Source organism: Brevundimonas sp. Leaf363 (assembly GCF_001424025.1).
Lineage (GTDB): Bacteria > Pseudomonadota > Alphaproteobacteria > Caulobacterales > Caulobacteraceae > Brevundimonas.
On record NZ_LMPZ01000003.1, the window covers coordinates 20,540 to 33,672 of the forward strand.

Consider the following 13,133-nt stretch of genomic DNA (forward strand, 5'->3'; position numbering starts at 1 on the left):
GAGAGAAGCGGCGTTCTCCCCCTGCTTCGTCATTCCGGGGCTGCGCAGCAGAACCCGGAACCCAGGGGATCACGCCGGACCCAGGCTATCTCGGCGCTCGCACCTGGTCACCTGGGTTCCGGGTTCGCTCTGCGAGCGCCCCGGATGGCGGCGGAGGTGGTTCTATCCCCGCCGGTACAGCGCGCAGATCAGCGTAAACAGCCGCCGCGCCGTCTCGTGGTCGATGGCGATCTTGCCGTCCAGGCGCGCCTTCAGCAGGTCGGCGCCTTCGTTGTGCAGGCCGCGCCGGCCCATGTCGACCGCCTCGATCTTGGAGGCGTCCACGCCGCGCAGCACCTCGTTATAGCTGTCGCAGATCATCAGATAGTCGCGCAGCACGCCCTTCAGCGGCGTCAGTGACAGCACGTGCGTCCGCGCCAGCTGCGGCCCGCTCACCTCGAACACCAGCCGGCTGTCCGACTGCGACAGCTTCAGCGCATAGGGGCCGCCCGCCGCCTCGATCGGCTCGAACACGTTCTTTTCGACCAGGTCGAAGATCGCCACCCGCCGCTCGTGCTCGGCCTCCGCCGTCCCGGCCGGCAGGGTCGCCGAATCGATCTCGACCGAGGCCAGGCGGTGGGTGCTCACGGCTGCTCGCCTCTCGGTTCGTCATCATGCGCCGGCTCGCCCGACGCCGGCCACCGCTCCGACAGGTCCACCAGCACGGCGTCCAGGCACTCCACCCGGATGCGCATGTCGCCCCCGCCGGCGAACATCAGGATCACGTCCCCGCCCGGCGCCTCGCCCGGCTGGAACCCCACCGCCAGCAGCAGCAGCGGCGCGTCCGGCGCGCGCGGCAGATCGCGGCTCTGCACCGCCTCGACGTCGCCGAACTGCAACGCCGAGCGCACCCGCTCGCCCCCGCATTCCCAGCAGAACCGGCTCAGCGTCACCGTCACCCGCCGCGACGCCTTCTCCCAGCGGATGTCCACCGGCCGCAGGATCGCGTCCTGCAGCGCCGCCGAGATGATCTGCAGGTCCTCGCCATCCTCGGCCAGCAGGCGCAGCGGGTCGGACGGAACCACGTGCCCCGTGATCTCCAGCATCTCGTCCGGCAGCACCTCTTCGGATCGGGCCTCAGTGCTCATCAGCCGCGCCCCTGATGCGCCGTATCCGGGCCCCGCAGGCGCCCAGCTTCTCTTCCAGCCGCTCGAACCCACGATCCAGGTGATAGACCCGGCCCACCGTCGTCTCGCCCTCGGCGACCAGACCGGCCATGATCAGGCTCATCGACGCGCGCAGGTCCGTCGCCATCACCGGCGCGGCCTTCAGCGTCTCGACCCCGTGCACCCGCGCCTCGTTGCCGTGCACCTCGATGTGCGCCCCCAGGCGCGCCAGCTCCGGCACGTGCATGAACCGGTTCTCGAAGATCGTCTCCCGCACCACCGATTCGCCCTCGGCCACCGTCATCAGCGCCATGAACTGCGCCTGCAGGTCGGTGGCGAAGCCGGGATAGACCTCGGTGGTGATGTCCACGGCCTTCAGCCGCCTGACGGGATCGCGCCGCACGATGACGTCCTGGCCGTCGATCTCGATCTCGACGCCGGCCTCGATCATCTTGTCGGTCAGGGCGGCGATCAGCTCGGGCCGTCCCTTGGTCAGCCGCACCTCGCCCCCCGCCATGGCGGCGGCGACGGCGTAGCTGCCCATCTCGATCCGGTCCGGGATCACCGACCACGTTCCGCCGTTCAGCCGCTCGACCCCATGGATCGTCAGCTCGTCGGTATCCAGCCCCTCGATCCGCGCGCCCATCATCGTCAGGCACTGCACCAGATCGCCGATCTCCGGCTCGCGCGCGGCGCGCTTCAGCACCGTCGTCCCCTTGGCCAGGGTCGCGGCCATCAGGGTGTGCTCGGTCGCCCCGACCGAGACGAACGGAAACTCGATCACCGCCCCGCGCAGCCCGCCCGGCGCCGTGGCCGAAACATAGCCCTCGTCCAGCTCGATCATCGCGCCCAGGCGCGTCAGGGCGTCGATGTGCAGGTCGACCGGCCGCGCCCCGATGGTGCATCCGCCCGGCAGCGACACCTTGGCGTGCCCCGTGCGCGCCAGCAGCGGCCCCAGCACGTTGAAGCTGGCCCGCATCTGCCGCACCAGGTCATAGGGGGCGAAGGTCGAGGTGATGTCGCCGGCGTCGAACAGCGTCTCCTGCCCGTCCTCGCCGTGCCCTTCCGTCACCGACACTCCAAAGTGCCGCAGCAGTTCGCCCAGGAACCGGGTGTCCGCCAGGCGCGGCATGTTCGTCAGCCGCAAGGGCTGATCCGTCAGGATCGACGCCGCCATCAGCTTGATGGCGGAATTCTTGGCGCCGCTGACCGGAATGCTTCCGTTCAGCCGGGCGCCGCCTTCGATGGCGATGCTGTCCATGACGTCCTTGAGGGTCCGGCGTCGCGTCGCCGGGCCGGTTATCTAGCAAGCCTGCCCCCACGGACGAAAGGGTGCATGCGGTCGCTGTAATGGGGGTTGATCCCCCGCCTCGTCATTCCGGGGATGCGCAGCAGAACCCGGAACCCAGGTGATCGCGCTCGACCTTGGCTGCATCCACCCCTGCACCCCATCCCCTGGGTCCCGGGTTCGCTCTGCGAGCGCCCCGGGATGACGGGGCGGTCAATGCTTAGGAGAGGATCAGTTCTTCTCCGGCCCGACCCGCCCGACCTTCCGGCGCCGCAGATTCTCCCGCAGCGCCGCGGCCAGCCGTTCAGCCCTCGCCTTGCGTTCGGCGTCCCGCACCGGCTGGGGCCGCGATGACGGCGGGGCGGCCGGCTCGGAAGGATCGGAGGGTTCTTCGGACATCGCCGTCACATGACCCCGCCCAAAGGATTTATTCAAGCGTGCGAAACGGGGCTTCCCCCGACCCGGACCTTTGGCTATACGGCCGCTTCCTCAGATTCCGCCGCCGTAGCTCAGTGGTAGAGCGCATCCTTGGTAAGGCTGAGGTCGTGGGTTCGATTCCCCCCGGCGGCACCATCTGAAACGAAAAGGCCCGGCGCATCGCGTCGGGCCTTTTTGCTTCGTCGGCTTCAGTCCTCGTCGTCGGCGTTCCAGCGGAAGCTGGCGCTGGCCGAGCGGCGGCTCTCGCCGATCCCGAACGGACTGGCGTAGCCGTAGCCATATCCCGGTCCGCCCCGGCCATAGCCGTCGTAGTAGCCGTAGCCGTAGTCGTTCTTGCTCTCGCTGTAGCTCAGGCCCAGCCGGGCGTTCTCGCCGATCGGCAGGGAGACGGCCGCGCCATAGGTGCGATAGCCGCCGGTGCCGATGCCCGCCTCGACCCAGCCGTGCATCTTTCGATCATCGACCGGGCGCTCCGCCGTCTCGATGAAGGTCGGGCGGTCGCTGTTGCGGGCGGCGATCCAGCGGTCGATCTGCTCGGCCGTCGTCAGGTTGTGCGGCTGGGCGTCGCTGGCCGTAGGCGTGGCGCCCACGGCCTCGGCCGGCGCGACCATGGCTTCGGCCACCGCCGAATCACGCGGCGCGGTCGAAACGACCTCGTCCGTCAGGGCCAGGGTCATGGCGAAAGCGAGCATCATGCCGAAATCCTCCGAAGGTGCAGTCTACGCCCGATTGCGGCGAGCGTCAGGCGGTATGATTTCATCACCCTCACCCTTCAGGATCACGCCACCCCGTCCCCGCGCCCCAGCGGGTCAGGCAGCGGCGATCCTTCCGGCACGAAGCTCAACGCCACCGAGTTGATGCAGTAGCGCAGGCCCGTCGGCGGCGGCCCGTCCGGGAACACGTGTCCCTGGTGCCCGCCGCACCGCGCGCACACCGTCTCGGTCCGCACCATGCCGTAGGAACGGTCGACGATGGCCGTGACGTGCGCCTCGTCCACCGGCTGGGTGAAGCTGGGCCATCCGGTGCCGCTCTCGAACTTGGTCCCCTGCTTGAACAACGGCAGGCCGCACTCGCGGCAGCAGAACACCCCCGCGCGCTTCTCGCCCAGCAGCACGCCGCAGAACGGCGCCTCGGTGCCGTGGCTCAGCAGGACGCGCTTCTCCTCGGCGTTCAGGTCCGCCTCCAGCGCCACACGCTGGCTCTCGGACGGCGGCGTCAGGTCATAGCCGGACGGGGAACGCAGGGTCGGATCGGTTTGGGTGTCGGTCATGAGAGGGAAATAGGAAGCGGAGGGCCCAGGTTCCAGCGCCACCGTCTCCCTCCCCTTCATGGGGAGGGACAGCGGCGAAGCCGCAGGGTGGGGCTCGAGAGGGCATCCCCACCACTCTCGTCATTCCGGGGCTGCGCAGCAGAACCCGGAACCCAGGGGATCACGCTGAACTTGGCGACGTCATCCCTAGCGCCCCGTCACCTGGGTCCCGGGTTCGCTCTTCGAGCGCCCCGGAATGACGGTCAGGGTCGGCCCTACCCCTTCTTCCGCACCACCTTGCCGAGCGCGTGTACCTCCGCCGCCAGCACCGCCCCGACCGCGACCCCCAGCAGCGCCGACGCCAGCGCCGTGGTCAGCCACCCTGTCACTGGCCCGAACCACCCCGTCGCCCCCGCGACAGCGTGGGCCATATGCTCCACCGGCTCGGCCGGCCACGCCAGCCCCAGCGTATGCGTTCCGTGCAGCAGGATTCCCCCGCCGACCCACAGCATGGCGCCGGTCCCGATGACGCTCAGCGACGACAGCACGATCGGCATCCCCTTCACCAGCAACCGGCCCACGGTCTTGCTGACCTTGGACGACCGCTTCGCCATATGCAGGCCGATGTCGTCCATCTTCACGATCAGACCGACCGCTCCATAGACGACCACCGTCATGATCAGGCCGACCACGATCAGAACGCCCGCCTGCGTCAGCAAGGGTTCGCGCGCAACGTCGTTCAGCGCGATGGTCATGATCTCGGCCGACAGGATCAGGTCGGTCCGCACGGCGCCCGAGATGGTCGCGGCCTCGATGGCGGCCGGGTCGTCGGTCGTCACGACCGCTTCCTCGTGGTGGTCGCCGAACGCCTCCATCAGCTTCTCGGCGCCTTCGAAACACAGATAGGCGCCGCCGCACATCAGGATCGGCGTGATGGCCCAGGGCGCGAACGCCGTCAGCAACAGGGCCGCGGGCAGGATGAAGATCAGCTTGTTTCGCACCGATCCGGCGGCGATCCGTCCGATGATCGGCAGTTCGCGGCTGGGCGACAGGCCGGTGACGTACTTCGGCGTCACCGCCGCATCGTCGATCACCACCCCCGCCGCCTTGGTCGCCGCCTTCCCGGACGCCGCCCCCACGTCGTCGATCGACGCCGCCGCCAGCTTGGCGATTCCCGCCACGTCATCCAGAAGCGCGATCAGACCAGACGGCATGGAGGTTCCTTGGGTTAGGCCCTGCCATGCGGTGAAGGGGCTAACGGGGTCAAGGGCGCCGCACCTCTCCCTCCCCTTCATGGGGAGGGCAGACCGCGAAGCGGTCGAGGGTGGGGTCCGAAAGGACATCCACCACGCCACAGGGGCCGACCCCCATAAGAAAAGCCCGGGTGGATGTCCTCTCGGACCCCACCCGGGCTCACTTCGTTCGCCGTCCCTCCCCATGAAGGGGAGGGAGAAAGCGCCCCTTGCTTACTGGAACAGCGTGCCCACCCAGGTGCGCACGGCCGTCTCGTCGGTCGGGTTGCCGGCATAGGCCAGGCCTGCCGCCGGCTTGTACGGCTGGTTGTTGGCGCGCACGCGCGAGGTCCAGGCCTTGTGGCCGTAGCTCAGGTCCGAATAGTTCGACGGCAGGCGCTGAACGGTCGGCTCGATGAAGATCGAGTCCGGCGCCGTGGTCGAGCCGGCGATGCGCACGTTCGGCAGCTTGGACAGCAGGTCCAGCGTATCCAAGCAACCGCCCGAGCAGCCCGCGTCCACCAGGACCACGACAGGGCCCTGAACCGGGTTGGCGGCGCCGGTGTCCGGCGTCGCGGCGCGGCCCGCCAGGGTGAAGGTCGGCTGGCCCGCGGCGATGGCGGCGTCGTAGGCGGCCACGATGGCGCGGGTGTCCTCGATCACCGGCATGGACTCGGCCACGAACTGCGGGTCGGCTTCCATCCGGCCCAGGGCGGCGGCGTACCAGTCGCGGTTGCCCTGGGTGGCGCGGTAGGTGATCTCGCCGGCGGCCGGCTGGCGGCTGACGGTGAACTCGGGCGTCCAGATACGGTTGGCCAGGCCATAGCCGCGCGCGGTCGACGAGTTGACGCCGCTGCCGGCGGCGCCGCGCAGATCCAGCACGAAGCCGGCGGAGGCGCGGACGGCCGCGACCTGGCTTTCGACCGCGCCGTTGAACGCGCGCCAGTCGGCCGTGTCGGCGAACGAGTGCACGTGCAGCCACGGGCGGCCGTTGACCGTCTCGATGGCCAGCGGCTGCGCCGGCGGGGTGTAGACGGTGGCGCGGTAGGCGGCCTCGATGTCGCCGGCGACGATCGGCTGCACCTTGATCTCGAACTCACGCGCGCGGCGGTTGCCCTGCTGGAAGCTGCAAACCGACGGCACGCTGCCGCTGAACGGGTTGTTGCGGTTCCACAGCAGATACGGCGCCGTGGTGATCCGGCCGGCCTCGGTGTTCAGGTCGCCTTCCCAGCCGTCCAGGCGGTCGCGGGCGTATTCCTCGATCGGGCGCAGGTTGCACTCGGTCACGATCGATCCGACCGGCGGCGTCCCGCGCACGCCCGGCTTGACGTAGGTCACGACGTATTTGCCGTCCCGCCAGCCGGTGGTGAAGCCCGGCCAGCTGGTGGCGAAGAAGGGCCCCATGCCCTCGAATGTCGGCTCCATGCGGATGTTCGAGTCGCGGAAGCCGGTCGCATAGAAGCGCATCAGATAGGCGTGGGCGTCGCCCGAGTTGACGCGGCCGACCTGGCCCAGCGCCTCCTGCAGACCCGCATCGACCCAGCTGCGGAAGGTGTTGGAGGCCTCGCCCGGCACGGCCACGGCGGGGTGGTTGGCGGCCAGCGCGTCGTGCGCGGCCTGCAGGTCCTGGCGGGCCAGCGCCTGGAAGTCCTGCGCCGAAGCCGCACCGGCGACCAGGCTGAGGGCGAGGGCCGAGGCGGCGGCGATCAGGCGTTTCGACATAAATGCACTCCAGCAGCGTCACGATGGGAGGCGAGTGTTAAACCTTATCCCGCCCGGCCATGCAAAGTGTCACGTCCATAAGGCGTCCCTGTGACGCGCCCGGTCGCGTGTCCGCCCGCCCGTCGCTTGCCTGCCGGCCCGCCGCGGCCTAACCGAAGGCATGTTCTCAAAGATCCTGATCGCCAACCGCGGCGAGATCGCCGTCCGCATCATCAAGACGTGCCGCCGGATGGGGATCGCCACCGTCCAGGTCTATTCCGAGGCGGACGCCGATTCCCTGGCCGTCGAGATGGCCGACGAAGCCGTCCTGATCGGCCCCGCCCCCGCCGCCCAGTCCTATCTGCTGGCCGACAGGATCGTCGACGCGGTCCGCCAGACGGGCGCGCAGGCCGTCCACCCCGGCTTCGGCTTCCTGTCTGAAAACGCCGCCTTCGCGCGCCGTCTTCAGGCCGAGGGCATCGCCTTCATCGGCCCGAACCCCGAGGCGATCGACGCCATGGGCGACAAGATCACCTCCAAGACGTTCGCCGCCGCCGCCGGCGTCTCCACCGTCCCCGGCCACATGGGCCTGATCGACACGCCCGAGCACGCCGTCCAGATCGCGCGCGAGATCGGCTACCCCGTCATGATCAAGGCCAGCGCCGGCGGCGGCGGCAAGGGCATCCGCGTCGCCCACTCCGACGCCGACATGGCCGAGGGCTTCGCCGCCGTGAAGGCCGAGGCGCTGAACGCCTTCGGCGACGACCGCGTCTTCCTGGAAAAGTTCATCGAGAACCCGCGCCACATCGAGATCCAGGTGCTGGGCGACAAGCACGGCCACGTCGTCCACCTGTTCGAGCGCGAATGCTCGATCCAGCGCCGCAACCAGAAGGTCATCGAGGAGGCCCCCTCGCCCCTGCTGGACGCCGCCACCCGCGCGGCAATGGGCGCCCAGGCCATCGCCCTGGCCCAGGCCGTCAACTACGACAGCGCCGGCACGGTCGAGTTCGTCGCCGGCCAGGACAAGTCCTTCTACTTCCTGGAGATGAACACCCGTCTTCAGGTCGAGCATCCGGTCACCGAGCTGATCACCGGCGTCGATCTGGTCGAACAGATGATCCGCAGCGCCGCGGGCGAGCCCCTGGCCTTCGCCCAGGACGATCTGGCCATCGACGGCTGGGCGATCGAAAGCCGCATCTACGCCGAAGACCCCTACCGCGGCTTCCTGCCCAGCATCGGCCGCCTGGTCCGCTACGGCCAGCCCGAGGAAGGCGAGCAGGACGGATACGTTGTCCGCAACGATTCCGGCGTCCGCGAGGGCGACGAGATCAGCATGTTCTACGACCCCATGATCGCCAAGCTGTGCGCCTGGGCCCCCACGCGCGACGCCGCCATCGACGGCATGGCCCGCGCGCTGGAGGACACTCATCTGGAGGGTGTCGGCCACAACGTCCCCTTCCTGGCCGCCGTCATGCACCAGCCGCGCTTCCGCTCGGGCCAGCTGTCGACCCGCTACATCCCCGACGAGTTCCCGGACGGCTTCCACGGCCTGCCCCCCAGCCCGCACCAGCAGCACATCCTCATCGCCGCCGCCATCGCCATGAACGAGATCCAGGCCGAACAGGACGGAGACCCTAGCGACCGCACCGACTGGATCGCCCTGATCGACCGCACGCCCCACGGCGTCAGCCTGTCCTACGACGCCGACGAAGCCCTGCTGCTCAGCTTCACCGGCGGCGGCGAGGCGCGCCTGACCGAGATCGACTGGCGCCCCGGCCTGCCCCAGTTCCGCGCCGAGCTAGACGGCGAACCCTTCACCGCCCAGGTCCGCCGGGTCGCCGACGGCTTCATCATCCGCCACCGCGCCGCCCAGGCCCGCGTCCGCGTCCTGCGCCCGCAGGTGGCCGAGCTTTACGCCCGCCTGCCCGAACGCCAGCCCGCCGACACCTCCAGACTGATCCAGTCCCCCATGCCCGGCCTGGTCGTCTCCGTCGCCGTCACGCCGGGCCAGGAGGTCAAGGCCGGCGAGACCGTCGCCGTCATCGAAGCCATGAAGATGCAGAACATCCTCAAGGCCGAGCGCGACGGCGTCGTGAAGGCGGTGGGCGTCAAGGCCGGCGACCCGGTCGCGGCGGACGATGTGCTGGTGGAGTTCGGGTGAGGGGCTTCACCGAAGCGGGCGGATGACTGCTTCCGACCCACAGCGGACCCTTCCAGCTTGGCAACGTAGACCACACCGCCTACCGCCGAGTAGAGGGTACGCGAAGCCTATGGCTGTTTTGGGGACCCTCCATGAGCAACTCGCTGTTCAGCGATCGCAAGCACACCTGGGCTTTCTGGCTCGGCTGCTTGGCCGTGACAATCGGCGTCGTCCTTCATTTGCCGATGTACTGGATGGGCCGGGACATGGGGTTCAGGCTCGTCGGCATGCCCATGGACGCCGGCATGCTGGGCGGCATGGCCTTGATAGTCGCCGGTGCGGCGCTTGCGGGTTTCGGGCTGTTGCCGCGCGCGGCCGCCGACGATGCGCAGGAGGTTGTAATTCATCCGCCGGAGGACGCCCCGCTGACCAGGGCGCACTGGATGATGTGCGGCCTTCTCGCCCTAGCGCTGATCATCGACATCATGAAGCCGGCCAGTTTGGGTTTCGTCGTCCCGGGAATGCGGGCCGAGTACGGAGTATCCAACGCTTTGGTGGCTGTCTTACCGTTCGCGGCGCTGTCGGGCACTGTGGTCGGGTCCTTCGTCTGGGGTTGGCTTGCCGACATCTACGGGCGCAGGGCGTCGATCCTGCTGTCCTCGGTGCTGTTCGTTGGAACCTCGATCTGCGGCGCCATGCCGGACTTCTGGTGGAACGTCGGCATGTGCTTCCTGATGGGAGCAGCGGCGGGCGGGATGTTGCCTGTCGCCTATGCCCTGCTCGCCGAGATCATGCCGACCAGGCATCGTGGCTGGAGCCTCGTGTTGGTCGGAGGCATCGGCGCGGTCGGCGGCTATTTCGCCGCCAGCGCGCTTTCGGCCTGGCTACAGCCTGACTGGGGCTGGCGGATCATGTGGTTCCTGAACCTGCCGACGGGTTTAATCCTGATCGCGTTGAGCCCGCTGCTGCCGGAGTCGGCGCGATTCCTCATGCATGTGGGGCGATCGGCCGAGGCCAAGGCGACGCTGGCGCGGTTTGGGGCCCACCTGTCCACAACGCCCGTCGCGGCGAAGACCGACCATTCGCACCTGCCGCCCGTCGAGAAGAAATTCCTCGGCGTCACACTCGCGCTAACGCTTGCGGCGCTGGCTTGGGGGCTGGTCAACTTTGGCGTCCTCCTGTGGTTGCCCGCCAGCCTTGTGTCAGAGGGCGTTAGCGTCCAGACGGCCTCGGGCATCATCGCGCGCTCCGCGCTGATCGCTGCCCCAACTGTGGCGATCTCGGTCTGGCTCTACAGTGCGTGGAGCACGCGAGGCTCGCTCGCGCTGATGCTGGGGGTGACCGCCCTCGGGCTGGCAGGTCTCACGCTGCGCGGTCTTGGCGTACCGTGGCTGCATGACCCGATCGCGCCGCTCTCGCTGCTGGTCGTCGGGTCCAGCGGCGTGATCTCGATCCTCCTGCCCTATACCGCAGAGAATTTTCCGTTGCGCATCCGGGGACGGGCAACAGGCTGGATAGCGGGGTGCAGCAAGCTTGGCGGATTGATCGCCCAGGGCCTGAGCGTCGCAGGCGCGGCTCCACCCCTGGCCATCGCTGCGGCTGGTGTCGGGCTGATCATGCTGGTGGCGCTGGGAATGCTCGCGATCATGGGTCGCGAGACGCGCGGACGGGATTTAAGGGAGCTCGACGCACTGGGCTGATGCGAACTTTGATGCTGCCTCGAAAGACCGCTTCCCACCCTTTGCGGACCTTGGTGACTGCCGCGAGCAAAGCGCTCACACCAGCCGCAACCGCGGCCCCCGCTCCCCCTCCGGCGCATCGATCAGCAGGTCCGTCACCGCCCACACCAGCGCATCCGCGCGGTCCAGCGACTCCGCCCCCTCCCGCTCTGCGCCGAACGCCATCAGCTCCTCCTCCAGCGCCCGGAACAGCCCGGCGTGCTTCAGCCGCCCCTGCTCATAGAGGGCCGCCACCGGCTCGGCCCGGACGCGCTTGCCTTGCACGGCCCGCACCTCGCGTACCGGCAGGGTGCAGCCGGCGGTCTTCAGCACCTGGCGCACCATGGCGCCGCCCTGGTTGACCTCGGCCACCACGGCCCCGGCGCCGACCTCTTCGGCCAGGACCACGGCCCGCCGCGCCCAGGCGTCGGGGCTTAAGCCTCCGGCCGAGCGGTCGGCCAGCACCACCGCCTCGCGCACCCCGTCCGCCCGCCGCCGCGCCCCCGCCGCCACGATGCCGCACAGGTCGCCGTGCGCGGTGACGCACGGGTCGATGGCCACGACGATACGGTCGAAGGACCCTGCTCCCCTCGGGGGAGAAGGTGGGCGGCGGAGCCGCTCGGATGAGGGGGCGCTATCCGCGCACTCGCCGGCCGCCGCGTCGTGTCGGGCCGTCCCCTCATCCGTCTCGCTCCGCGAGCCACCTTCTCCCCCAAGGGGAGAAGGCCATCGGCACGCCGCCATCATCTCGGCGGTGAACAGCGCCCCGTCCAGGTCCACCACCTGGCCCTCCAGCTCCTGCGCCGCCCGCCGCGTGCCGCCGTACAGCGCCTCGAGCCCCTCCAGAAACCCCGCCGCCAGATGCGCCGCATTCTCCTTCGTCGCCGCCTGCGTCACCACGCACGACGCCTCCGCCTTCAACGCCAGCAGCGCCTTCGTCGGCTTGGGCGTCGTGGTGACAACGAGGCGCGGCGCTTCGCACGGCCCCTCCACCACTGCGTGGTTCCCCTCCCCATCCGAAGAGGATGGGGAGGGAAGCGCAATCTCCTCCCCACATCGTGGGGAGGGGGACCGCGAAGCGGTGGAGGGGTCCCTCACGCGCAACCCTCCCAACCGCAACCCCATCCGCAACAACGCCAGCGTCTCCCCCGCCGTCCCCGCCGGCCAGGCGCAGAACTCATCCACCCACGCCGCATGAAACTGCGGCCCGCGCAGGCTCTCCGGGTCCTCGGCCGAGAACGCCCACGCCACCGCGCCGCTCTCGAACACCAGCCGCCGCCGCGACGGCTCGTACCGAGGCCGATCCCCGGCGCCCCAGCGCGGCAGGGCCCGCACCCCCGACGCCCCCTCGATCATCACCTCGCGCACGTCGTGCAGCGTCGGCCCCACCAGCGCCAGCCGCGCCCCGTCCACCGCCTGATCCGCGATCCACGACGCCCCCGCCAGCGTCTTGCCCGCCCCGCGCCCGCCCAGGAACAGCCACGTCGCCCACGGCCCTTCCGGCGGCCTCTGCGCCGCGCGCAGCACCAGCGGCGCCTCGGCCGGCGCCGCCTCCACCGCCTCCACCGCCTCTTCGTCGCCATTCAGCCAGCGGATCCGCCCCCGCCGCCAACGCGGCGTCAGCAGGTCGCGCATCCCCTTGGTCACGACGATGGCGCGCTGGGTCTCCAGCAGCATCCCGGCCGCCGCATTGCGCTCCACCACATCCAGCGCCGAATGGTCCGTCGCCTCGGGGTCGTCGCGGTCGAAGGCGATGCTCTGATCGCCGCACGCCACCCGCACCCGCCCGTCCGCCAGCGGCGTCGCCGTCGCCGGCATGGGCCCCTTGCCCCGCCGCACCGCATCCGGCCGGTCCGCCTTGCGCCGGTCCCACTTCTTCGCATTGTGGTGGATGGCGCCGACCGACACCCCGAACTCGGCCGCCAGCACCCCCACGGCCTCGCCCGCCGCATAGCGATCCAGCAGCCCAAACCACCGCCGCCACGTCATCCCCGCCGCGCTCTGCCGCAGCGGCCGATCCAGCTCTTCATCGCTCATCCCATGCATGGGCGGCAGGATGAAGCGCACACGAACCCAGGCAGGCAGATCGGCGCGAGACCGGGACGGACGGCGTTAGATCAGAGGGTTACGACCATCTCGCATCCTATCAATGTCAATCGTCCCGTCATTCCGGGGCTGCGCAGCAGAACCCGGACCCGGAGGGCGGCGCGCAGCGTCAACCC

General features: G+C 69.7%; 10 protein-coding genes and 1 tRNA gene. 3 read left to right on the forward strand and 8 right to left on the reverse strand.

The window, feature by feature from the left end; all coding sequences use genetic code 11:
* Window positions 1–162: 162 nt before the first annotated feature.
* Genes ASG17_RS11040 through murA form a run of 3 tightly spaced genes read right to left on the reverse strand, consistent with a single transcriptional unit; the run spans window position 163 to window position 2,406 of the window.
* On the reverse strand, window positions 163–627 hold the full coding sequence (locus tag ASG17_RS11040; RefSeq protein ID WP_056103505.1) for a UPF0262 family protein: 465 nt from the start codon (window positions 625–627) through the stop codon (window positions 163–165).
* On the reverse strand, window positions 624–1,127 hold the full coding sequence (locus ASG17_RS11045) for a DUF2948 family protein (RefSeq protein ID WP_082496231.1): 504 nt from the start codon (window positions 1,125–1,127) through the stop codon (window positions 624–626). Before ASG17_RS11045 ends, ASG17_RS11040 begins: the two co-directional genes overlap by 4 nt.
* Window positions 1,117–2,406, reverse strand: a complete 1,290-nt coding sequence (gene murA, locus ASG17_RS11050; RefSeq protein WP_056103508.1) for a UDP-N-acetylglucosamine 1-carboxyvinyltransferase — start codon at window positions 2,404–2,406, stop codon at window positions 1,117–1,119. Before murA ends, ASG17_RS11045 begins: the two co-directional genes overlap by 11 nt.
* Window positions 2,407–2,931: 525 nt before the next feature.
* Here murA and ASG17_RS11055 point away from each other — a divergent pair.
* Window positions 2,932–3,006 (forward strand) — tRNA-Thr (locus ASG17_RS11055).
* Window positions 3,007–3,059: 53 nt separating this feature from the next.
* On the opposite strand, the gene ASG17_RS11060 is transcribed toward ASG17_RS11055, so the two are convergent.
* From ASG17_RS11060 to ASG17_RS11075, 4 genes are all read right to left on the reverse strand, one after another.
* Window positions 3,060–3,566 carry a hypothetical protein gene (locus tag ASG17_RS11060; RefSeq protein WP_056103511.1) on the reverse strand — a complete coding sequence of 169 codons (507 nt, stop codon included), beginning with the start codon at window positions 3,564–3,566 and terminating at the stop codon, window positions 3,060–3,062.
* 83 nt (window positions 3,567–3,649) lie between these two features.
* Window positions 3,650–4,141 carry a peptide-methionine (R)-S-oxide reductase MsrB gene (gene msrB / locus ASG17_RS11065; protein ID WP_056103513.1) on the reverse strand — a complete coding sequence of 164 codons (492 nt, stop codon included), beginning with the start codon at window positions 4,139–4,141 and terminating at the stop codon, window positions 3,650–3,652.
* Between the two features lie 254 nt (window positions 4,142–4,395).
* Window positions 4,396–5,334, reverse strand: a complete 939-nt coding sequence (locus tag ASG17_RS11070; RefSeq protein ID WP_056103517.1) for a DUF808 domain-containing protein — start codon at window positions 5,332–5,334, stop codon at window positions 4,396–4,398.
* 252 nt (window positions 5,335–5,586) lie between these two features.
* The gene (locus ASG17_RS11075) at window positions 5,587–7,074 is read right to left on the reverse strand and encodes a hypothetical protein (RefSeq protein ID WP_056103519.1); all 1,488 of its coding nucleotides are present in this window, start codon (window positions 7,072–7,074) and stop codon (window positions 5,587–5,589) included.
* Window positions 7,075–7,234: 160 nt separating this feature from the next.
* On the opposite strand from ASG17_RS11075, the gene ASG17_RS11080 reads away from it, so the two are divergent.
* Both ASG17_RS11080 and ASG17_RS11085 read left to right on the forward strand, forming a co-directional pair.
* Complete coding sequence (locus ASG17_RS11080; protein WP_056103524.1) at window positions 7,235–9,214, forward strand: acetyl/propionyl/methylcrotonyl-CoA carboxylase subunit alpha; 1,980 nt, start codon at window positions 7,235–7,237, stop codon at window positions 9,212–9,214.
* Between the two features lie 131 nt (window positions 9,215–9,345).
* Complete coding sequence (locus ASG17_RS11085; RefSeq protein ID WP_056103528.1) at window positions 9,346–10,893, forward strand: MFS transporter; 1,548 nt, start codon at window positions 9,346–9,348, stop codon at window positions 10,891–10,893.
* A 75-nt stretch (window positions 10,894–10,968) separates the two neighbouring features.
* On the opposite strand, the gene ASG17_RS15815 is transcribed toward ASG17_RS11085, so the two are convergent.
* On the reverse strand, window positions 10,969–12,948 hold the full coding sequence (locus ASG17_RS15815) for a terminase large subunit domain-containing protein (protein ID WP_235560428.1): 1,980 nt from the start codon (window positions 12,946–12,948) through the stop codon (window positions 10,969–10,971).
* Window positions 12,949–13,133 lie beyond the last annotated feature (185 nt).